The organism is Massilia mucilaginosa (genome assembly GCF_011682145.1).
GTDB lineage: Bacteria > Pseudomonadota > Gammaproteobacteria > Burkholderiales > Burkholderiaceae_D > Telluria_A > Telluria_A mucilaginosa.
Map to the genome: position 1 here is coordinate 13,824 of NZ_WHJH01000052.1, position 20,677 is coordinate 34,500.

Sequence of the window (20,677 nt, forward strand, 5' to 3'; positions counted from 1 at the left end):
TGCCCCTTCAGTTCGCTTCAAATGGTGTCCGGGATGGTTGCGCGCCTGGTTCTACGGCGCCGGTGGCGTGGCGATGGATCGCAATCGCTCGACGAATTGGTCGACCATGGCTTCGTCGACGTGGTGCGTGACCACCAGCCGCAGGCAATGCCGGAAGCGCTTCGAGACCGAGATGATCCACCCGCATTCCTCCAGCGCGCGCATGACCTCGACCGCGTTCGGCAAGTCGACGTTGACGATATTGAGCTGCGGCGGCGCGACCAGCCGGTAGCCCTGCCGCACCAGTTTGTCGATCAGGTAATCCATCACGCGATAGTTTTTCCTGGTCACCTCCAGATAGCCGTCGAAGCCCAGCGTTTCCAGCACCGCGTAGGTGGCGGCCGCCGCGGCCCCGCTGCGCGTGCCGATCAGGCTGTGATGGGTCGGCGTGGCATTGAAGAACGATTCCAGATTGATGCTGTCGCGCAGGGCCTGGTCGCGAAAGAAGACCGCGCCGGACGGAATGATCGACATCCCGTATTTGTGCGGATCCATGGCGATCGAACTGACTCCCGCCAGGCTGAAGTCGAACTGCGGCAGGTCGCGTCCGAGCGCGCGCGCGAACGGGATGATGAAGCCGCCCGTGGCCGCATCGACGTGGAAGTACAGCGCGCGACTGTGCGCGATGGCCGCCAGCTCTTCAATCGGGTCGACCGCCCCGAACTCGCTGCTGCCGGCCGTGCCGACCAGGGCGATCGTGCTGGCGTTGATCGCCTCCAGCGCGGCGTCCGGGCGCATCCGGAAGCGCTCGTCCAGCCCGACCACGCGCAGCGTGATACCGAGCATGTCGCAGACCTTGCCGAACGAGTAGTGCACCGTCTCGCCCGCCACGATCTCGGGATGCGCGATGTCCGGCCTGCGCTTGCGCGCGACATACATCGCCAGCAGATTCGCTTCGGTGCCGCCCGACACCAGGCTGCCCGCGCAGTCGGCCTTGCCGAGCAACTCCCCCATCAGCGCCAGCGCCCTCTGCTCGACCTCGCGGCAGCCGCGGAAGATGCGCAGATCGCCCAGATTGCTGTCGAGCGCCGCCTGGCCCGCCCGCAGCGCGGCCTCGTGCGGCACGGTGCAGATCGAATTGAGCACCCGGTTCCACGGCACGTCGCGCGTGCGCAGATTATCGAGCTCGGCCAGCACCTCGGATTGCGCGCGCCCCTGCCTACGCATGCGCACGCTCCGCCGGCGGCGTCCTGGTTTCCAGCAGCGGCCAATACAGCTGCTTGCGGCGCGACCACAGGCCGAACCAGAGCGTGTTGGCGAAGGTCAGGTCGGCATCGCGCAGCTTGCCCATCTGCCCTGGTGCGATCTCGGCCAGCAGGGGCGCGCCGTCCACCTGCTCCGAGGCGGCCAGCACGCCGCTTGGCAGGATGACCGAGGCATGGTGCAGTGCATCCGCATGCGCTGCGCTGGCAAACGCGAGCGCGACGCAGTTCAGTGTGGCCAGGCCCCACAGCGAGGCGATCTTCGAGTCGGCATTGCGGGACGACAGGCGGGCCGGCACGAACACCACTTCGGCCCCCTGCAGGCTCAGGATGCGGGTCGATTCGAGCACCCAGATATCGTCGCCGTTGAGGATGCCGATACGGCCGACATCGGTCTCGATGACGGGGAACAGCGCAGCGTCGCGCGCCTGCCCCCGGTCGAGCGGCGAGCTGTGGGTATGGACCAGCGCGCCGGCGCGGTCGAACAGCCAGGTCAGCTCGTGCCGGCCATCCTCGGACAGCAGCGAGCCGCCCACGATGTAGCAGTGCCGCTCGCGCGCCAATTGCGCCAGGCCATGCTCCACCTCGGCGCGCAGCGCGGCGGAGGGCGGCACGCCGGCGTCGCCAAGGAAGCGCGCCGGCAGCAGGATGACATCGGCGGCGGGACTGTCGGCCACTGCCTGGCGGGTGTGTTCCCAGGCGCGTTCCGGGCTGGGCTGCATGCTGCCGGCGATAATGGAAATCTTCATTCTCACGTTCTCCTTGGGGTTCAGGGCGCGCTGGCGCCGGGGGTGATCTGGCGCATGCGCATGCTGATCTCGGCCGCCAGATCGCGGTTCAGGCCGACGTAATCGTGCTCCAGGGCGCCATACGCCTGCGGCTGGCGCAGGCCCAGCCCCATCCAGGTATCGTCGTGCGCGTTGGCCTGGCGCAGCGCACGGATCTCCTCGCCCGACAGGGTCGCTTCGAGCACGGCGGCGGCATCGGGCGGCGCTTGCGCCAGCAAGCCTTGCGGGGTGGCGATCAGGCTGGTGCCGGCGAACTCCACCGTGATCGAGGTGTTGCCACGCACGCCGGTGATCTTGCCAACCGGCCCGCAGTACACCATGTTGACGGCGCTCAGGTAGGCGGTGGCGCGGAAGGCGTTGATCATGGCGGGCAGATTCTGGCGCAGCGAGCCGCCCGGCAGGAAGATGGTGGTGGCGCCTTTGAGGGCCAGGATGCGGATGGTTTCCGGGATCCAGAAGTCGGAACAGACGGCGATGCCGATCGGGCCGAATTCGGTCTCGTGCACGGCCAGCGTATCGCCCGCCACGCACGATACCGCCTCGTTGGCGAAGGGATGGATCTTGTTGGCCTGACCGATATGGACCCCGTCGCGGTCCAGCAGGACCGAGGTGTTGCAATAGCGCCCGTCCGGCATCTGCTCGACCACCGAACCGCACACCAGGTGCACCCGGTGCTTCCTGGCCATGGCCGAGAGTTGCTCGAACACGGGGCTGGTCAGGGTGGTGTCGGTGACGCCGCGCAAATGCGCCTGGCCCGGCATGTACCAGGCGGGCCCCAGGAAAAATTCGGCCAGGCACAGGAAATCGAGGCTGCGCTGCCGGCAAGCCTGGTCGATCATGCCGAGCACGTGTTGCAGGTTGTCGCGCGGATCGGGCTGCCAGACACTTTGGACGAGGGCGATCTTCATTGCATGGTCTCCTTGGTTGAAAGCGGTAATGCGGGCGCGGGCACGGTGCCGGGCTTGGAGCGGTTGTCGATCCGCTGGTACCACTCCTGGCGGTCGATCGGCACCAGTTCCACCGGCATCCGGCAGTAGGCCTCCAGCGCGGCGTTCAGGCGCGCGCGGGTGCCGTGCCAGTCCGAGCCCGCGGCCGGGATCAGGTGGATGGCGACGTGGCTGGCGTCGCCCTGCACCGAATAGATGGGCTCAATGCCCGCTTCGGCCAGCAGGATCTCGTCCAGTTCGCTGATATGAAAACGCCGCGCGGGGGTGCCGATCAGGTCTTGCACCCGGCCCAGATGGACGATACGGGTATGCGGATTGCCGCAGGCGCAAGGGCTGCTGTCGGTCCTGACCAGGTCGCCGCTGCGGTAGCGCACCAGCGGCATCGCTTCCTGCGCCAGCGTGGTCAGCACCAGTTCGCCGGTCGATCCGGGCGCCAGCACGGCTGCGCTGCCGGGGTCGATCACCTCGAACACGAAACGCTGTTCGGCCAGGTGCAGCTGCCCCTGGGAGCACGGCAGGGCGACCGCCATGGCTTCGGTCATGCCGTAGTGGTTGTACACGCTGGCTCCCCACAAGCGTTCGATATGGGCCTTGCGCGCGGGCGAGAGCGCTTCGCCCATGCACACGATGCGCCGCACGGCCAGGTCGCGCCGCACATCGAGGCCCTGCTCGGCCGCCATCGCGGCCAGCCGCAGGGCGCGGATCGGGGCGCACACCAGGGTCGTGACCTTGTGCGAGCGCAGCAGGGCCAGCAGCCGGGTCCACGGGCACAGCTTGTTGTTGGTGCCGACCGCCAGCACGCTCACGCCGAGCAGTTCGGCAACCCGGTCGATGTCCGCCCCCACGTACGACAGTTCGTAAGGCACGGCCACGGCCATGATGTCGTGCCGGCCGAGCAGTTCGGCCCACGCCAGGGCGACGCAAAAATTGTTGGTCTTCCAGTCGCGCGCCGTCACGAAGCCGGCATTCACGCCGCCCGTGGTGCCCGTGCTTTCGGCATAGCGGGTCAGCCGCTCGGGGGCGACCGCCAGCAGGCCGTAGGGATACTCGGCCCGCAAGTCTTCCTTGCAGGTGAAGCCGAACGAGGCCAGCTCGTCGAGCGAATCGAGCGCGTGCAGGGTCGGCCAGCGCCGGTAGAAGGGACTGGCGGCGGCCGCGTGGGCCACCGACGCGTTCAGGCGCGCCAGGCGCTCGCGCGGCGCTTGCGGCTCCAGCAGGGCCGCGAGCAATTGCTGTGGGCTATCCGCCCCGTTATAGAGATCGCGCATGGGATGGCATCAGTTGAATGACTGCACGGGGGCGGCTTTGACGCCGGTCAGGAACAGGCCCAGCTCGATATCCTCGACTTTCGCGCCGGCCAGCGGCGTCGCCTCCAGCAGGCGCCGCAACTCGGCCGAGGTATAGGCGGCCTTGACCGAATTGGCGAAGCCCTTGCGCATGTTGACGTTGATATTGCCGCGCATGAAAGCGATCGCTTCCTTGCTCAGGTCGCGCCGCAAATCGATGATGCAGAAGCGCCCGCCCGGCCTGAGCACGCGGTGCGTTTCGCGCAGGACGGCGACCGGGTCGACCCATTCGTGCAGGGAACTGTGGGTAAACAGCACGTCGAAGTGATTGTCGGGAAAGGGCATGCGCTGGCAATCGCCCAGCACGTACTCGCTGCGCTCCGACAAGCCGTAGGCGGCCGCGTTGCTGCGCGCCATCTCCAGCATGTCGGGCGAGATATCCAGCGCGGTCAGGCGCGCGCCGGGGTCGGCCAGCGCCACCGCCCTGAGCCACTCCAGGCCGAAATAGCCCGGCCCCGGCCCGATTTCGAGCGCGCTGCCGGCCCGCACCTCGCATTCGAGCAAGAGGTCGATCTTCTCGCTCAGCCAGCCGCTGTCGCGGATATGGCGCTGCATCTCGTCGTACACGCTCGCGATATAGGCGCCCTGCAAGCCATCTTCGGTTTCTGGAACACGTTCATTGAGCATGGGAATCATCCTTTTCAATTTTTTCAAGTTGAACCGCGACATTGCGAAAATTCGATGTCCCCATCTCGCTGGTGGGCGCGGCGCGGCCGGTCAGCATGTTCGCGTTCGAGCGCCGCCAGTTGTCGGCGCCCTCCTCTTCCGGATACCACCACGAGGGCGCGACATACACCACGTCCGCTGCGATGCCGTCGAACAGCTCCGCGCAAAAACGGGCGCTGCCGGTGGCGCTGCGCACCAGCACCCAGTCGCCGGCGGCGATGCCCAGTGCCGCCGCCGCGTGCGGGTGGATCTGCACGCGCGGCAGCGGCTCGCGCTTGCGCAGGCTGTCGAGTTGGCGGTACTCCGAGTTGTAAAAGTTGCGGGAATGCGCGCTGGACATGCGGAAGTGACCTTCCGGCAATGCCTCCCCCGGCCGGTACTGCGGCAAGGCATCGCCTCCCATCCTGGGCAGGCCCGGATGCAGCAGGTTGACCCGGCCGCTGCGGGTGCGGAAGCCCTGGGTCGCGTATTTGCGGTAGTGCGGCGGGTTGGCGATCGGCCCGTGCTGCTTGAAGCTGGTCCAGGTATGCTTGATCCCGGCCAGTTTGTGATCGAGCGCCGTCTCCAGGTCGGGCCAGAAATGCTGTTCCAGTCCGAGGCGCCGGGCCAGCTCCAGGATGATTTCTTCGTCGCTGCGGCATTGGCCAACCTGGGCCAGCTTGCGGCGCGGCGCCAGGTAGGCATTGAATTCGACGATCTGGTCGCGTTCCAGCCAGCTCCCCACCGGCAGCACCAGGTCGGCCAGCTGCGCGGTCGGGGTCATGAACAGGTCGCACGTCATGTGGAACTCCAGCTTACTCAGGGCGCGATGCACGCGCTCGGCGTCGGCGTACACCATCGGCAGGTTGCTGCCGAAATTGAGCAGGGTCTTGACCGCATACGGCTGGGCGTCGAGCATCGCATCCCAGACCGCGTCCGGATGCGCCCAGCCGGCCATCGACAGCACCGGATAGGCGCCCCCGCCCAGGCGCTTGGCTTGCTGTTCCGGGGCCAGTTGCCCGGCCAGCGGAAAACTGCGGCGGCCGTCGACCGGCAGCAGATCCCACAGCACGTCGCCGCCCGGCGCATCCAGGTTGCCGCTCAGGGCGCTGAGCATGCAGATGCTGCGCAGCGTGGAAAACGCGTTTTCGTTCTGCGACAAACCGGTGCCGGCCTCGATGCAGGCGCGCCTGGCCTGTCCGTAGGCGCTGGCCAGGGCCACCACCTGCGCGGCATCGATGCCGGTCAGTTCGGCGACGCGCCGCGGATCGTAGGCGCGCACGTGTTCGGCAAGTTCGTCGAAGCCATCGGTATGCCCGGCCACGAAGGCCGCGTCGTACCAGCCCTCCTTGATCATCACGTGCAGCATGCCGAGCGCCAGCGCGCCATCGCTGCCGGGCCGGACCTGCAGCCACAGATCGGCGCGCCGGGTCTGGTCGTTGGCGCGCGGATCGATCACCACCAGGCGCGCACCGCGCTGCAATGCCTTGGCCAGCTTGACCCCGATCAAGCCGTCCGAATGCGTGTGCAGCTTGTTGCTGCCCCACAGGATGATCACCTCCGGCTCGCCCTCGTAGTCGCAAAAGGTGAAGCCGCCGCAGGTGAGGATGGACGCCATCACGCGCGGGTAGAAGCACACATGGGCCGGTCCCAGCACATTCGGCGTTCCCAGGGTATTGGCAAAGCGGAACACCCATTCCTGGTAGTTGCGGTCCGTACCCTGGCTGAGCACCACCGATTCCGCGCCATGGCGGGCGATCTGCTCGCCGATCCTGTGCGCCGCCATGTCCAGCGCTTCATCCCAGGGCATGGCGATGTGCTTGTCGCCCCGGCGCAGCAGCGGCTCGGTCAGGCGCGCCGGATGGGTGAGCAACTCCAGCGAGGCCTTGCCCTTCGTGCAAAAGAAGCCTTCGCTGGCGGGACTGGCGGGATCGCCCTTCAGGTCGCTGATCACGCCATCGCGCATCTGCACGATGACCCCGCAGCCGCCATGGCACATGCGGCATACGCTGCGCTGCTCGGTGCACTGGCCGCCCACGCCGTCGGGATGGTCGATGATCATGTGGGCTGGTCCTCGAACAGCCGCGCCAGCGCCGCCATCAGCGCATGCTCGCGTTCCGCCGTGGCGGCAAAGCGCGCGGCCACCTCGCGCAACTGCGCCGGCGAGCGCGTCTCGGCGCTGGCGCGCAAGCCTTCGATGCAATCGGCCCAGCCCAGCTCCACCGCGTGCGCATCGGGCAGCAAGGGCGCCAGGCCGTCCAGGCCGAGCAGCTCCTGGCTTTCGCGCAGGAACTGGCGGTACAGGGCGCGGAAATTGGCGCCGCCGGTACCGGCGAATTCCCAGAAGTTGGCAACGCCCATCATGGTCCCTGCCGGATCGGCGAAGCGCGACCACCAGTCGGGCATCTCGCGCGCCAGCGTGCGCAAACCCAGGTGGCCGCGCGCGGGGTCGGCCGGCTCCAGGTAATTGCGGGCGCAGCCGCCGATGGCGGCGGCCAGCGCGGCGCGCAGATCGCGCATGCCCTCGGTCGTGACCACGCTGACCGACAGGCTGTCGGACGATTGCTGGCCTTGCCGCGATGCGCGCGCCTGCGCCAGGTCGGCCAGCGCGATCCGGTGGCTGCCGCCTTGCTGGGCGGTGTCGACCACCCATGCGTGCTGGCCATCGATGGCGTGCAGCGCCACGAAATGGGCGCAGAAATGGCGCTTGGCCGAGAAATACGGCAGGTAGAAAATATCGAGCTTCAAGCCCGCCACCCGCCCTACTTCGAGGATGGCGCGCGCCTGTGCCAAAGCCTGCCCGGCATCGGCCGACTGTTCGATGCGCAACTCCACCCCGGTGTTGGCCGCATAGTGGCGCAGCAGTTCGCCCGAGTCCCCGCGTCCCGACAGCATCGGCATCTCGTGGCGCGCATCGGCCACCGGCCAGGCCACGAAATCGAGGCCCTGGCCAAGCCCGAACACCATCGCTTCGCTGTGCAGGATGCCGGCGTGCGCCAGCATCATGCGCAAGGTGCCCGACTCGCAGTGCACGCCCGGGCGCGCCTGAAAATCCTTCAGGGCCAGCATGCCGTCTTCCACGCCGGCGCTGGCATTCGCCAGCGCGCTCACAGCAGCACCTGGCGATAGCCTTCCAGGTCCAGCATGCCGCTGCCGCTGCCCAGCACCACAATGCACGGCTCGCTGCCCTCCTCGCGCGCGCGCCCGGCGGCGCGGATGGCCGCCGCCATCGCATGCGCCGACTCCGGCGCCACCAGGAAGCCCTCGGTGCGCAGCAGCAAGCGGCCCGCTTCGAACGCTTCATGCTCCTCGATCGCGACGGCGTCGAGCAGGCCTTCCTTTTTCAGCAGGCTGACCAGCGGCGAACTGTTGTGTTGACGCAGCCCTCCCGCGTGCACCGGCAGCGGGATGAAGTCCGGCCCCATCGAATAGGCCAGCACGCGCGGCGTGTAGCCGGCCGGGTCGGACGAGCAGTATTCGTAGGTGCCCTGGGTCAGGCGCGGCGCGGCCGTCGATTCGGCGCCGAGGAAGGAGACCGCGCGCCCTTCGCGCTTGTCGCGCAGGAAGGGCAGCATGAAGCCGCACAGATTGCTGCCGCCGCTGACGCATGCGATCAGTTGATCGGGTCCCTGTTCGCCCGCCAGCGCCAGCTGGGCCCGGGTTTCCTGCCCGAGCAAGGTCTGGTGCAGGTGCACATGATTGACATTGCTGCCCGACAGGTAGGCCGAACCGGGGGTGGCCAGGGCGGCTTCGATCGCTTCGCTGATCGCGGTCCCCATCGTGCCCGGGTGGTCGGGGCGTTGTTCCAGCAAGCGCCGGCCGATGGCGGTGGCGCGCGACGGCGAGGGCGACACTTCCGTCCCCAGCAGGCGCATGTAGTGTTCGCGATAGCGCTTTTGCTCCATCGAGCAGCGCGCCATGAAAATCTTGCACTTCAGGCCGAACATCTGGCTGGCCAGGGCCATGCTCATGCCCCACTGTCCGGCCCCGGTCTCCGAGATCAGGCAATCGCGCCCCTCTTCCCTGGCATAGTAGGCCTGGGCCAGCGCGGTGCCGACCTTGAAGCTGCCCGTCACCAGGGTGTCTTCACGCTTGATGTAGATGCGCGCGCGCGTTTGCAGGGCCGCTTCCAGGGCCAGGGCGCGCCGCAGTGGCGTGGGACGGCCGACTTGCAGCAGGCGCTCGCGCACCGGCCCCGGAATATCGACCCACTGTTCGGCCGGCGCATTCTGGCGCAGCAGTTCCGCCGGCCGGATCTTGGCCATGATCTCGGCCGAGGGCGGCACGTGCACATCCTCGACCGGCGGCAGGGCCTTGGGCAGATCCAATAGAAAGTTGTACCACTGCGCAGGAAGCTGCTCCTCGGTCAACCGGTATTCCAGGCACTGTTTCACGCTCATCACCTTCCCCTTGTCAACTACAAATACCATTGCGCCAGCAGGCGCCAGCTATTCCGTTCTCCATGGGCCGGATACTGGTCCCAGGCACCTCCGCGCACATGCGTCCACTGCAAGGCGAGGTCGGCTTCATCGAGGCGCCAGCGCGCTTCCGACCACAGCAGCGAGCTGCGGTCCTGCGGATCGTGTTTCGCCACCACGCTCAGGTCCAGCCTCGGGCGCAGCGCATCGGGCCAGACCAGCATCGCGAACAGCCCCTTGCGGGTCGGCGGCTCCTGTTCGCGCCGCACGAAATCGCGATACGCCCAATACTGTGCGGGCCGCCGCGCCAGCGCCGCCCACTCTTGCTTGCCGAGCGCGGCCCCGCACCAGTGAAGCTCGGCCGTCAAGGACATCCGGTTGGCGGCGGTGTAGGTCGCGCCCGCCGCCAGGCGGTTGCGCCAGGCCCGCCCACCGCGACCACCCTCGCCGCCCAGCGCGCGCGCGAGCAAGTCGCGCTGCCGCCCGCCCGACCACTCGGCATGCGCGGTGAGGGCGTCGCCGAGCAGGGCCGAGAGATTGATGCCGAGCTGCGGCGCTGCGCCCTCCTCCACCAGCAGCAGCGCCTGCGGCTGGAAATCGGGCGCCAGCCGCACGCTGCCGACCAGCAGCGCGCGCCCGCGGGCGTTGGTGTTGTCGTCATCGTGCCCGGCGCCGATGCGCGGCGCCAGCAGCGCGCTGACCGAGCCGCCGTCCCACACGCGCTGCCCCTGCACCAGATAGGTGCCGCTGCGGCTGCGGCGCAGCGTCTCCGGGTCGACCGAGACGACCGAGCGCACCGCGCGCGCCCGGAAGTAGTCGCTCGGGTTGTAGCCGGCGGCGACGCCCTGGCGCGGATTGACGCGCCCGATGTCGATGGCGCTTTCGGCGCTCGTGGTCCAGCTCAGGTAGGCATCCTTGACGGTGTTGATCGAGCGCCGCTGCGTGCCCCCGATATGCTCGAAGCGGTCGGCCAGCTTGAAGCGCCAGTCGGCGCCGGCCTGGTATTCCCAGCTCGCATCGACCGACAGGCGCGCCGGGCGCCGCGCGCCGGGCTGCGGCGCGCGCAATCCCGCTTCGAGTTCGAGCGAGGCGGCCCATGGCGCACCGCCCTGGCCCGCGTGCGATGCGGCGCAGCACGCCAGCATGGCGGGCGCCAGGGTGCAGGCGCGGCGCATCACGCGTCGCGCTCCAGCCTGAAACGCGGCAGGTAGTCGCGCTGGAACCAGGAATCCGGAATCTCGCGCCCCACGTAGCCGGAAAAATCCATCACCGTGATCCAGCTGGTATCCGTGCCATCGATGATCACCGCTTCGGTCGGCCGCAGCTCGCCGAGCACGCGCTGCGCGCGCCGGTAGAAGACCGACTTGAGCAAATGCCCGCTGCCGCTGTAGTACTCGGCCTTGACCGGATGGCGGCTGGCACTGTCGAGCCAGAGCCGCACCCGGTGGTAGTTGGCCTGCCTGGTATGGGCGGCCAGGTTGAGCAAGGTGCACTGGCGCGCCTGCACATCGCCGTCCTGGATCTGTTCCTCGCCCACCAGTTCGGCGCGGTAGTCGCGCGCCAGGTTGGCGGTCACCACATCGCCGCTGGAAGCGCGCCCGAGCAAGCGCTGCTGCGGCGAGATGCGCACCGCGGCGCGGCTGGACGGGTCGAAGAACCACATGTCGCTGCCATTGACCAGCATCAGCTTGTTGGCGTCGCGCAGCGGGCGCGCGAAGCGCACCAGGTTGCGGTACTGGCCGCTGGCACCATCGATCTTGGCGTAGATGTTCAGGCTGCTCTCATCGGTCTGCCTGCCGGCGCGGTACTCGGTCAGGCGCACATCGACCGCGAACGGCTGGACCGGATTGCGGATCGCGTCGCTCCGCGCCAGCAGGGCATTCGCGTCCGGCGCGCCGGCGCGCGCCGGCGCGCACGCGGCGAGCAACGCCCAGGCCAGCACGGCGCGCCGTTCACACATGGCGCAGCGACTCGACGATGGCCAGGCGCCCGGCGCGGCGCGCCGGCCACCACGCGGCCAGCAGCGAGACCACGAGCAGGGTCAGTACCGCGTTGGCGATGATCTTGTACTCGCCCCACAGGCCGACCGAGATCGTTTGCGGCTCGACCGTGCCGGGCGGCAGCCAGCTCATGCCCGCATGATTGACGGCATAGGCGATCCCCAGCGCCAGCAGCAGCCCGGCCACGGCGCAGGCGGCGCCCAGCAGCAATGCCTCCCACACGAAGACGGCGGCAATCGCGCCGCGCTGCATGCCGATGGCGCGCAGGGTGCCGATTTCGACCGTGCGTTCGGCCACCGCCATGTTGACCGAATTGGCGACCGAGAACAGCACCACGCAACTGAAGAGCAAGGCGACGAAACCGAACAGCGCCCCGAACATGCCCAGGATTTGCCCGTACGAGGGGTTGATCGTGTCGAAGCCGAGCACGGTGAGCTGCTCGCCCTTGAAGTCGCGTGCGAGGATGGCGCCGATCCGTTCGCGCGCCGCTTCCAGGTTGGCGGTGGAGTCCAGCTGCACCACCAGCGAGGTGGCCCGTGGCGCCGCTTCGCCGTACACCAGGCGCTGGGCGCGCGCCAGGTGCAGCTCGATCCAGCCGTCGTCGAGCTCCTTGACGCCCTGGCTTTGCGCCTTGACCACTTTCAGGTCGGCCACATTCGGCGCGCCGCTCTCGCCCGCGGCCAGCAACTGGATCACGGGAGCGCCGGCATCCGGCGCCGCGCGCGGCGCCGGCTGGCTCAGCGCGCCAAGGGCGGCCAGTCCGGCCGGCTGCGCCGCGCCTTCGGCCGCGCGCAGCGCCAGCGGGGGCGGACAGTCGGGTACCGCCAGCGGTCCGCACAGGCGCAGCACGCGCGCCACGCCGGTGCCGATCACGGCGGCGTCGGGCGCCGACCCTTGCAGGGCCAGGTTGCCCGGCTTGATCGGCAGGGCGTAGGCATTCCAGGCGCGCATGCGGTTCTGGTCGTCCACCAGGGTACCGCGCCCGAACACCGTGCGCGACACGTTCGCACCGGCGTTGCCGGCAATGCCGCCCAGCTTGAGCGATGGCGTGATCACCAGCACCTGGGCGCTTAGCTGCGGATCGCGCCGCACCGCATCGATGATGCGCTGGTAGTCGGCCAGTCCGTAGGCGGCCGGGTTGCCGTCGCCATACAGCAGGAAGTCGCGGTGCTGGATTTCCAGGTGCCCGCCATGGCGCACGAAGTTGGTCTGCAAGCCCTGGTCCACCGTTTGCACATACGCGCCCAGCAGCAGCAGCGCGCACACCCCGACCGTCATGGTGAGGAAGGTCGACAGCGAACGGCGCCCGTTGCGCCAGACATTGCGCGCCGCCAAAGCCAGCGCGCTCATGCTTCCACCAGTTGTTTGAGGCCGGCGTCGGATGCGTGCAGGGCGCCGTCGCGCAGATTGATCACCGTGTCGGCCCCGGCGATGAGCGAGGTGTCGTGCGAGGCGAACAGGAACGACACGCCCTGCTCGCGCTGCAGCCTGCGCATCAGCGCGACGATCTGGGCGCCGGTGGCGCGGTCCAGGCTGGCGGTCGGTTCGTCGGCCAGCACCAGGCGCGGGCGCGCCGCCAGGGCGCGCGCGATCGCGACGCGCTGCCGTTCGCCGCCCGACAGTTCGTGCGGCCGCCGCCCCTCCTTGCCGCTCAGCCCGACCGCGTCCAGCAGGAAGGCGACCCGCTCCTTGCGCGCCGCGGCATCCTGTTTGGCCAGTTGCAGCGGATAGGCGATGTTTTCCGCCACCGTCAGGGCCGCCAGCAGGTTGAAGTTCTGGAACACGAAGCCCAGATGCTGGCGCCGGAAGGTGGTCAGCGCCTTTTCCGGCAGCTTGCCGACGTCGGTGCCGGCGATCTCGATGCTGCCGCTGTCGGGCCGGTCCAGGCAGCCGATCAGGTTGAGCAAGCTGGTCTTGCCGGAGCCGGACGGTCCGGTCAGCACGCTGAAGCTGGCGCCGGCGATGCTGAAGCCGACCTTGCGCACGGCCGCCACCGGCACCCGGCCGAGACGGTAGGATTTGCTGACATCGCGCACGATGAGAATAGGCATGGTCATGTGGACTCCGGACCGGAATTGGCCGCGTGCAGGGCGGCGCTGGCGCCATCGAGCAGGGCGACGATGTTCGCTTCGATGGCGGCGCGCGCGGGATAGCTCTCGAACAGGGCGATGCGGTTGCGCACGATGTCGCCGCGGTTCCACATCTCGTACAATTCCTGGCGCATGCCGTAGCGGTCGCTCACCAGTTCGGTGGCCAGGCGGAACAGGCGCGACTTGAACACCACGTCGACATCCTTGCCGCCCATGTAGCGTTCGAGCAGCGGACGCAGCACCGGATTGGCAAGGTCGGCCTCGCTCGGCTGCATCACCAGGCCGGAACCGCACACCACGCGCACGATCTGGGCCACGCGCGCCGACACCTGGGCCGCGAAGGCGTCCAGCGCCAGGGTGACGCCGGGCGCGAGGTGGCCGCCGCTGGTCGGGCGCAGCTCGTTCTGCAGGCCGACGATGGCCAGCCGGACCAATTCCACATACGAGGTCAGCTCGCCCAGCTGGTCGCCGATCTCGCGGAAATCCTTGACCCCGATCGCCTTGGCAGCCAGCCCGGCCACGCCGAGGAAGGTGCGCAGCCGATGGTAGAAGCGGATCTGCCCCACATACAGGGCCCAGGCGCTGATGCGCGCAAAACCGGCCGCCGCCGTCTGGCAATCGCCCAGCAGGAAAATGCGGTGGTTGGGGATGAACACATCGTCGAAGAACAGCATGGCATCCTGCTCGTCGTAGCGCGACGACAGATCGTGGCGGAAGCTGTTGCGGTGCTCGGTCTGCGATTCGCGGCACATCAGGCGCAGGTTCGGGGTGGCGATCGGCAGCGCGAACCAGATCACATACTCGGGCGCGCTGCGCATGAAGAAGGCGGGCGACAGGTAGACCATCACTTCATGGCAGTACGGCGCCAGGGTGGCCAGCTGCTTGGCGCCGCGCACCACCACCCCGTCGGCGCGCCGTTCGACGATGCGCAGGGCATTGTCGGGATGCTCGGCCAGCGAGGCCGAACGGTCGATCTGCGGGTCGCCAATGGCATGGGTGAGCGCGATATCGTGCTCGCGGCAGTACAGGTAGTAGTTTTCGGCGTTGCGCGCGAATTGCGGATCGACCTTGCCCAGCTCGTGGCGGTAATCGTACAGGCCGACCACGACATTGGCGACGAAGTCGGGAATGCGCGGCAACTGGCCGTGGCTGTGCTCCATCCACAGATGGCTGTTGCGGGTTTTCGCCGCGAATTCGGCGGGCGTGGCCGGCGCCAGGTAGGACAGGCTGAGCGGATGGCCGGTCTGCGGCGAGGTCCAGGTCATCTCCTTGTGATGGGCGTCGCTGTGCTGCAGGTCGTACAGGCGCCCCAGCTCGCCCAGCACGCCGGCGAAGGCCGGGTGGGTGCGCACATCGACCCGCTGGCCGTCGTACCAGACTTCGCGCTCGTCGTCGAGGCTGGCAACGAAGGACGCGCCGCTGTGCACGCCCGCAGCCTTGTGCATGTGCAGATTGTGCCGATACGCGCTATTGCCGCCGCCGGCGCGGTTGCCGGCGCGGTTGCCGACGCGGTAATCCGATAAATTGGCTGTCATGTTGTGGTTGCTGATCGCATTGTTTGACATCGGAACTCCTGGCCTGGCCTAAGGACGGCGGGCCGGGTCTTTGCGGCTGAACGGGCAGGTTTCCTTTTCTTGCACATGAGGAAACTGGTCGCGCGTAAAGGCCCCGGTCGCGCGCAGCAGGCGCTGGTCGAGCGACTCGGCGCGCCCGACATGCCGGGACAGCACGCCGCCGCCCGCACCGGGCCCGGCCACCACCCCGCGCGCCCGGTGCAGGCGGTTGAGCGAGGCCAGGGCATTGGCGCCCTCGCGCATGCGCTTGACCGTCAGCAGGCCGTCCGGCACCCCGATCATCGACTTGGTGCCGCCCCCGCCGAGGCAGTTGCGCGGCATGTGCAAGTGTTCATGGCGCCAGGCCTCGATCAGGTCGTACAGCCGGAATGCCGCATTGAGCAGGTTATGCAACTGCCAGTTGTGGGCATTCTCGTGGCGCCCCAGGTCCACATGCTCGACCGCGGCTTCGAGCGAGGCGAAACCGGAACCGCTGAAGTGGGTTTCCAGTTCGCCCCAGAGCGAGGTGAACAGGTCGCGCAGCATGTGATAGCGGATCGACAGCGAATGCATGCCGCTGGCCGGACCGAGGTTGTCGCGGAAGATATGGTAGTCGTTGGCCGACAGGCAATCGCCCATCACTTGCTGCGACTGCACCATGGCCGGCAGCAGCGCGCCGGCCACCAGCAGCCGTTCGGTGGCCTGCGAATAGCGCCCGGCGCGGATATCGCGCACCGCATGGTCGATATGGTCGTTGGCCTCGCAGCTGAGGATTTCCGGCACCTGGTGCAGGGCGACGAACTCGGTGTAGCAGGTTTCGGCCTGCAATTGCGACTCCATGACGGCCTTGCCCAGCAGGCCGGAGGCGACGAACTGGTCGAAATCGCGCTCGTCGAGCTCGACTTCGACTTCGTTCAGGTTCGCTTCCCAGTACACCATCTCGTGGGCCGAGGAGCGCGCCAGGTTCAGCAGTGCGTAGTCGAGATCGGTATGGCGGCCCAGGCCGACCGTTTGCGTCATGCCGCGTCCGCCCCGGGCGGCGGCGCGCTCGTCGAAGAAGCGGCTCACTTGCAGCTCCAGCGCGTCGGTCGCCGTCAGGAACTCGGCCATGGCGGGCGACTCGGCGATGCCGATCTTGCGCGTCGCCGCCGTATCGCGGCACATCAGATGGATCTGCTTGGGCACGTCGCCCAGGCGCCGCATGATCAGGTGAAAGCCATGCACCCAGCGCATCACTTCGGTCGCGCGCTGCAAGTCATCCTCCTGCAGGGCCCGGGTGGCGCGGTTGCTCAGGCGCACCAGGTTCAGCAGGGCGATCTCGGCCGCCTGGAACAGCGCATGCAGCGCGGAATTGCGCGTGCCGGCCACCACGTCGCTGACCTGGCGCGCCTGCGACAGGGTGGCTAGATTGTGCAGCACATCGTAGCTCTCGGCGATCGCGCCGAGGGCATTCGCCTGCGCGGCGCCGTTGGCAAAACTGGTATTCGTTTCCATCATCGCTACTCTCCCGGTTCCACATCGTCATCGCGCCCGCCTGGCGCCACTTCATCGCTACCCGCGTCGCTACCGCGCCGTTCATCAGCCCGGCGCCGGGCCATCGTCCCCGATCGCCGCGCACGGACACGAATCCATGGCGTCGGTCACATCGTCGAGCTCCTGCTGCGTTTCCGGCTGGCGCGAGACGTAATAGGTCTCGCTGGCATTGTCGAGCGCAAAATTGTTCGGTGCCATGTCCTTGCAAACCATGCAGTCGATACAGGAATCGTCGACATAGAATTTGCCGGCGGCGTTCATTGCGGTACGTAGTTCAATCGTGGCCATGTCGCTCTCTCCATCGGGGTGTCACGTCAGTTGAGATAGATACTTTGCATCGTCGGCTTGACGGCGTTGCGCACCGCCTGGTCGACTTTGTCCTTGTCCATCAGCAAAAAATTGACTTCCAGGCCGTGCCGGGCGGCGAAGCGGGCTGCGACGCGCGCGCGCACCTCTTCTCCGTAGTTGTTCTCGGTCAGGCCGATATGGAGTTTCTCGTCAACCACCTTGACCCCGAAGTGGTACGGTGCGCTGGTCAGCTCGCTCAGCACATCCTGTTCCAGCGCCAGCATGCTCATACTGCGGCCCTGGACCACGATGTGGTCGGCCACCCGGCCCATGTGGCGCATGGTGTGGAAGGGCGAACCGCAGGCGCACGGCGCTTGCTCGATATGCACCAGGTCGCCGGTGCGGTAGCGGATCAGGGGCAAGGCGCGCGAACTGAGCGTCGTCACCACCAGCTCGCCGGCGACGCCGGGCGCGCACGGGGCGCCGCTGGCCGGATCGATCAGTTCGAAGCAGGAGCGGTTTTCGATCAGGTGCAGTTGATTGGCGCTGCAAAACATGCCCAGGGTATTGGTCTCGGTCATGCCGAACATGGCGAAGGTGTCCGCTCCCCAGGTGTCGCGCAGGATGACTTGCTTGGCGGGCGAAGAGCCCTCGCCCGCGCACAGCAGCTTGCTTACCTTCAGGTCGCGGCGCGGATCGATGCCCAGTTGCTGCGCCACTTCGGACAGGTGCAGCGCGCGCGTGCCGGAGCAGATCAGCGCCGTCACGCCGGCGTCGCGCAGGATGCGCACCATGCGTTCGGGCGGGCAGAACTGCGGCGATGCGCCCAGCGCAACCACGGTGCAGCCGACCAGTTCGAGCGCGCGGTCCAGGTCCTGGCCCACGCCGGCCAGTTCGTACGGCACGGCGACCGCGACCACGTCGTGCGGCGTCAAGACCTGCTGCAGCATGTGCGCCACGGTGCAGTTATTGGTGAACCAGTCCTCGGCGGTGAAGAAGGCCGCGATCGAGGTGCCGCTGCTGGTGCCCGAGCTTTCGCCGAAGCGCACCAGCGCATCCTGGCTCACCGCCAGCATGCCGAAGGGGTAGGCTTCGTGCAAATGCTGACGCGTGGTGAACGGCAAGGCGGTGAAGTCGCCCGCCTGGCCGGAGCGCAGGAAGGCCGGCGCGCCGTTCGCCAGATGGGTGCGGTAGAACGGCGACGCGTCGGCCGCGTGGGCGACCGCCGCCAGCAGGGCCTCGCCCTGCCACTGGCGAAAGGGCGCGCTCTCCATCTTGAACAGCGCGGCGACCTGGGCCGCGATGCGCTCGCGCATGCGCAGCGTGTCGAGGATGCGGGCCGCGCCCTGGCCCGGCGTGTTCTCGAGCGGCTGGTTCATCGCTGCGCTCCTTCATCCGATGTGGCCTTGTCGATGGCCTCGCGCGCCAGCGCCTCGAGCGCCGTGAACTGGGCCTGCTCGCGCGCGGAGATCTCGGCCAGCAGCGTGCCGGCGCTGGCCAGGGCGTCCTTGCTGCCGCTCTTGCCTGCGCGCTCGATCAAGTGCGCCACCTCGGTCCAGAGGTCGGCGATGGCATCGAACTCCTTGGCCGCGGGGGCCAGCTCCTTGACGCCGGTCAGTTTGCCGCCCTGCTTGAGAAAGCGCGCGTAGATTCTGCGGAACATGCCCCCGCCCGTACCGGCGCGCTCCATCAGCATGGCGATGATCGGCAGCGCTTCGCCGGGATGGTCGATCTCGTCGAGCCAGCCCGTGATTTTTTCGCTGGTCGTCAGGATCCCCTTGTAGCCCATGTTCTTGATGGGCGGATTGAGGTAGGTATGCGCATTCGCGGCCAGCGCGATGAAGAAGGCGGTCGGCAGCCTGGCCGCCAGGTTCTCGCGCAGTTCGGCCAGCCAGGGGCCATCGGCCACCGTCACCGACAGGCTTTTCGAGCTCATCGGCCCCTTGGCGGAGCGCGCTTCCGTCAGGCTGTCGAAACTGGTGTAGCCGCCACCCTGGGCATCCTCGGTGTCGACCAGCCAGGCGCCCTGCTCGTCGGCCTTGTACATGGTGGCGTAGTGGGCGTGGAAATGCACCGCTTTTTCGCGGAAGTACTCCAGATAGTAGTGATCGAGCTTGAGTCCGACCAGCTTGCCTTCTTCGAGCGCGCCGAGCGCATTGTTCATGGCGCGCGAGTCCGAAGACGACTCGCGCACATCGAACTTCACGCCGAGCACGGCGGACAGGTTTTCGGCCAGCAGATCCGGCTTGACCCGCCCCCCGATGAAGGGATAGGGCATGCCGCTCGATTGCCAGTGGATGTAGGACAGGCCCATGCCCAGCCCGAACACCATGTCTTCGGACAGCGCCACGCCTTGCTGCCCCAGCAGGTTGACCAGCATGGTCGATTCGCAATGCACGCCCGAGAAGGGCTTGAACTTGACTTCAGACATGAACGTTCTCCCGTGCCGCCCCATGGCTATGGACCAGCTCAATGACAAAGTTGTTGTGGTTGTTGCGCAAGTGTCCGTAGCAGTGGCCGAGCTCATCGCCTTCGGTGAACGCGATCAGTTCCACTTGCGGGCTGGAGCGCACCAGCGCTTGCAGGGTCGGCAGCACTTGCTCGCGATCGTTGACGGCCAGCGCGGCGTGCGACATCAGGCGCGCGCGCTGGACCGGGGTGCGTTCCAGCCACGGGCCGAAGGCACGGCAGCAGAACATCTCGATCACGAAGCCGTCCGCCCGTTCCAGCGATACCCACCAGCCCGGCGTGCCGTATTGCTTGGGTGCGATGTAGGACGGGCCGTGTTCGACGCCGCGCACCACGCCCGCGCCGGCCAGCTGGTCGAGGAAGGCGAACCAGGCGAACACGTCCTGGTCGTTCTCGTAATCGCCCAGATAGATGGCGGCGTGGTGCACCCGGTTCAGGCCGCCGAGATGCTCGCTGCCGGCAGCCTCGCCCAGGAACTCGGTCAGCAGCGCGGCGCTGTCGCTGTCGCGCACCGAATCGGCCAGGCCGCTGACCGCATCCCAGGTGTGCTCGAATTGTGCGGGCGCGGGGAAATGCAGCGCACCAGCCTGGGCCAAGGTGGCGCTGGTGCGGGCAGGCAAGCCATCGCGCGCCGCGCAAGGCCGGGCCGCCGCGGGCGCCTCGCCGTTGCGTTGCTGCCGGTACTGGGCCAGGTAGCGTCCCGTATGGCTGGCCGCGCATTCGAGCAAGCCATCGATGCTGCCGCTGTAGAGCACGTTGCCGCCCTGCTCCCCGCCCTCGGGACCGACATCGATGACGTGATCGGCCAGCCAGATCATGTCCATATTGTGTTCGATCATCAGCACCGTATGTCCCTGGGCCAGCAAGCCGTCGACCATGCGCGTCAGGTGCTCCAGGTCGGCCATGTGCAGGCCGCGCGTCGGTTCGTCGAAGATGTACAGGGTGTGCCCGGCCTTCTTGGCGGCCAGTTCGGCGACCAGGTTGATGCGCTGCGCTTCGCCTCCGGACAGGCTGGTGGTCGACTGTCCCAGGGTCAGATAGGCGATGCCGAATTCCTTCAGCAGGCCGAGCGCCTTGCGGATGCGCTCGCACTGGGGCTGCTCGTGCCCGGCGAAAAAGCCGAGCGCCTCATCGGCCGACAGGGCCAGCAGTTCATGGATATTCTTGTCTTCCCAGCGGATCGCCAGCACGTCCTCATGAAATTGCATGCCATGGCATTCCGGGCATGCCACGTAGTCGCTCTTGAGGAAGTGCATGTCGACTTCGACCTCGCCCTGGCCCTTGCAGGTTTCGCAGCGCCCGCCCGCGACATTGGTGCTGAAGTGCGCGCGCCCGAGGTCGGCGGCCGCCGCGTGCGGA

At 67.8% G+C, this 20,677-nt stretch carries 17 protein-coding genes; all 17 read right to left on the reverse strand.

The window, feature by feature from the left end:
- Positions 1 to 51: 51 nt before the first annotated feature.
- The 17 genes from mfnA to F2P45_RS27715 all read right to left on the reverse strand — a co-directional run bounded on the left by mfnA (position 52) and on the right by F2P45_RS27715 (position 19,280).
- The gene (mfnA, locus tag F2P45_RS27635; RefSeq protein ID WP_166881432.1) at positions 52 to 1,206 is read right to left on the reverse strand and encodes a tyrosine decarboxylase MfnA; all 1,155 of its coding nucleotides are present in this window, start codon (positions 1,204 to 1,206) and stop codon (positions 52 to 54) included.
- Positions 1,199 to 1,990, reverse strand: a complete 792-nt coding sequence (locus F2P45_RS27640; protein ID WP_166881433.1) for a carbon-nitrogen hydrolase family protein — start codon at positions 1,988 to 1,990, stop codon at positions 1,199 to 1,201. Before F2P45_RS27640 ends, mfnA begins: the two co-directional genes overlap by 8 nt.
- Positions 1,991 to 2,010: 20 nt before the next feature.
- Positions 2,011 to 2,937 carry a carbon-nitrogen hydrolase family protein gene (locus F2P45_RS27645; RefSeq protein ID WP_166881434.1) on the reverse strand — a complete coding sequence of 309 codons (927 nt, stop codon included), beginning with the start codon at positions 2,935 to 2,937 and terminating at the stop codon, positions 2,011 to 2,013.
- Positions 2,934 to 4,244, reverse strand: coding sequence for a phenylacetate--CoA ligase family protein (locus F2P45_RS27650; RefSeq protein ID WP_166881435.1), 1,311 nt, complete (start codon positions 4,242 to 4,244; stop codon positions 2,934 to 2,936). Before F2P45_RS27650 ends, F2P45_RS27645 begins: the two co-directional genes overlap by 4 nt.
- A 9-nt stretch (positions 4,245 to 4,253) precedes the next feature.
- Entirely contained in the window at positions 4,254 to 4,949 is a 696-nt protein-coding gene (locus F2P45_RS27655; RefSeq protein ID WP_223164839.1) for a class I SAM-dependent methyltransferase, read from the reverse strand.
- Positions 4,939 to 7,029 (reverse strand): molybdopterin-containing oxidoreductase family protein, encoded by a 2,091-nt coding sequence (locus F2P45_RS27660; protein WP_166881437.1) that lies wholly within the window; start codon positions 7,027 to 7,029, stop codon positions 4,939 to 4,941. The genes F2P45_RS27655 and F2P45_RS27660 overlap by 11 nt, the downstream gene beginning before the upstream one ends.
- Entirely contained in the window at positions 7,026 to 8,078 is a 1,053-nt protein-coding gene (locus F2P45_RS27665) for a BtrH N-terminal domain-containing protein (RefSeq protein ID WP_166881438.1), read from the reverse strand. The genes F2P45_RS27660 and F2P45_RS27665 overlap by 4 nt, the downstream gene beginning before the upstream one ends.
- Positions 8,075 to 9,367, reverse strand: coding sequence for a TrpB-like pyridoxal phosphate-dependent enzyme (locus tag F2P45_RS27670; protein WP_223164840.1), 1,293 nt, complete (start codon positions 9,365 to 9,367; stop codon positions 8,075 to 8,077). The genes F2P45_RS27665 and F2P45_RS27670 overlap by 4 nt, the downstream gene beginning before the upstream one ends.
- A 17-nt stretch (positions 9,368 to 9,384) precedes the next feature.
- Positions 9,385 to 10,563, reverse strand: a complete 1,179-nt coding sequence (locus F2P45_RS27675; protein ID WP_166881440.1) for a hypothetical protein — start codon at positions 10,561 to 10,563, stop codon at positions 9,385 to 9,387.
- Positions 10,560 to 11,345, reverse strand: a complete 786-nt coding sequence (locus tag F2P45_RS27680) for an outer membrane lipoprotein-sorting protein (RefSeq protein WP_166881441.1) — start codon at positions 11,343 to 11,345, stop codon at positions 10,560 to 10,562. The genes F2P45_RS27675 and F2P45_RS27680 overlap by 4 nt, the downstream gene beginning before the upstream one ends.
- Complete coding sequence (locus F2P45_RS27685) at positions 11,338 to 12,735, reverse strand: ABC transporter permease (protein WP_166881442.1); 1,398 nt, start codon at positions 12,733 to 12,735, stop codon at positions 11,338 to 11,340. The genes F2P45_RS27680 and F2P45_RS27685 overlap by 8 nt, the downstream gene beginning before the upstream one ends.
- Entirely contained in the window at positions 12,732 to 13,436 is a 705-nt protein-coding gene (locus F2P45_RS27690; protein WP_166881460.1) for an ABC transporter ATP-binding protein, read from the reverse strand. Before F2P45_RS27690 ends, F2P45_RS27685 begins: the two co-directional genes overlap by 4 nt.
- Positions 13,437 to 13,438: 2 nt before the next feature.
- Positions 13,439 to 15,010 (reverse strand): 4-hydroxyphenylacetate 3-hydroxylase N-terminal domain-containing protein, encoded by a 1,572-nt coding sequence (locus F2P45_RS27695; RefSeq protein ID WP_223164841.1) that lies wholly within the window; start codon positions 15,008 to 15,010, stop codon positions 13,439 to 13,441.
- A 48-nt stretch (positions 15,011 to 15,058) separates the two neighbouring features.
- Complete coding sequence (locus tag F2P45_RS27700) at positions 15,059 to 16,525, reverse strand: hypothetical protein (protein ID WP_166881443.1); 1,467 nt, start codon at positions 16,523 to 16,525, stop codon at positions 15,059 to 15,061.
- A gap of 81 nt (positions 16,526 to 16,606) precedes the next feature.
- Positions 16,607 to 16,849, reverse strand: a complete 243-nt coding sequence (locus F2P45_RS27705) for a ferredoxin (protein ID WP_166881444.1) — start codon at positions 16,847 to 16,849, stop codon at positions 16,607 to 16,609.
- A gap of 26 nt (positions 16,850 to 16,875) precedes the next feature.
- Positions 16,876 to 18,228 carry a phenylacetate--CoA ligase family protein gene (locus tag F2P45_RS27710; protein ID WP_166881445.1) on the reverse strand — a complete coding sequence of 451 codons (1,353 nt, stop codon included), beginning with the start codon at positions 18,226 to 18,228 and terminating at the stop codon, positions 16,876 to 16,878.
- Positions 18,225 to 19,280 (reverse strand): BtrH N-terminal domain-containing protein, encoded by a 1,056-nt coding sequence (locus F2P45_RS27715; protein WP_166881446.1) that lies wholly within the window; start codon positions 19,278 to 19,280, stop codon positions 18,225 to 18,227. The genes F2P45_RS27710 and F2P45_RS27715 overlap by 4 nt, the downstream gene beginning before the upstream one ends.
- Positions 19,281 to 20,677 lie beyond the last annotated feature (1,397 nt).

Coding starts and splice junctions, on each gene's coding strand:
- mfnA (WP_166881432.1), bottom strand. CDS start 1,206: ATGCGTAGGCAGGGGCGCGCGCAATCCGAGGTGCTGGCCGAGCTCGAT.
- F2P45_RS27640 (WP_166881433.1), bottom strand. CDS start 1,990: ATGAAGATTTCCATTATCGCCGGCAGCATGCAGCCCAGCCCGGAACGC.
- F2P45_RS27645 (WP_166881434.1), bottom strand. CDS start 2,937: ATGAAGATCGCCCTCGTCCAAAGTGTCTGGCAGCCCGATCCGCGCGAC.
- F2P45_RS27650 (WP_166881435.1), bottom strand. CDS start 4,244: ATGCGCGATCTCTATAACGGGGCGGATAGCCCACAGCAATTGCTCGCG.
- F2P45_RS27655 (WP_223164839.1), bottom strand. CDS start 4,949: ATGCTCAATGAACGTGTTCCAGAAACCGAAGATGGCTTGCAGGGCGCC.
- F2P45_RS27660 (WP_166881437.1), bottom strand. CDS start 7,029: ATGATCATCGACCATCCCGACGGCGTGGGCGGCCAGTGCACCGAGCAG.
- F2P45_RS27670 (WP_223164840.1), bottom strand. CDS start 9,367: ATGAGCGTGAAACAGTGCCTGGAATACCGGTTGACCGAGGAGCAGCTT.
- F2P45_RS27680 (WP_166881441.1), bottom strand. CDS start 11,345: ATGTGTGAACGGCGCGCCGTGCTGGCCTGGGCGTTGCTCGCCGCGTGC.
- F2P45_RS27685 (WP_166881442.1), bottom strand. CDS start 12,735: ATGAGCGCGCTGGCTTTGGCGGCGCGCAATGTCTGGCGCAACGGGCGC.
- F2P45_RS27690 (WP_166881460.1), bottom strand. CDS start 13,436: ATGCCTATTCTCATCGTGCGCGATGTCAGCAAATCCTACCGTCTCGGC.
- F2P45_RS27695 (WP_223164841.1), bottom strand. CDS start 15,010: ATGACAGCCAATTTATCGGATTACCGCGTCGGCAACCGCGCCGGCAAC.
- F2P45_RS27700 (WP_166881443.1), bottom strand. CDS start 16,525: ATGATGGAAACGAATACCAGTTTTGCCAACGGCGCCGCGCAGGCGAAT.
- F2P45_RS27705 (WP_166881444.1), bottom strand. CDS start 16,849: ATGGCCACGATTGAACTACGTACCGCAATGAACGCCGCCGGCAAATTC.
- F2P45_RS27710 (WP_166881445.1), bottom strand. CDS start 18,228: ATGAACCAGCCGCTCGAGAACACGCCGGGCCAGGGCGCGGCCCGCATC.
- F2P45_RS27715 (WP_166881446.1), bottom strand. CDS start 19,280: ATGTCTGAAGTCAAGTTCAAGCCCTTCTCGGGCGTGCATTGCGAATCG.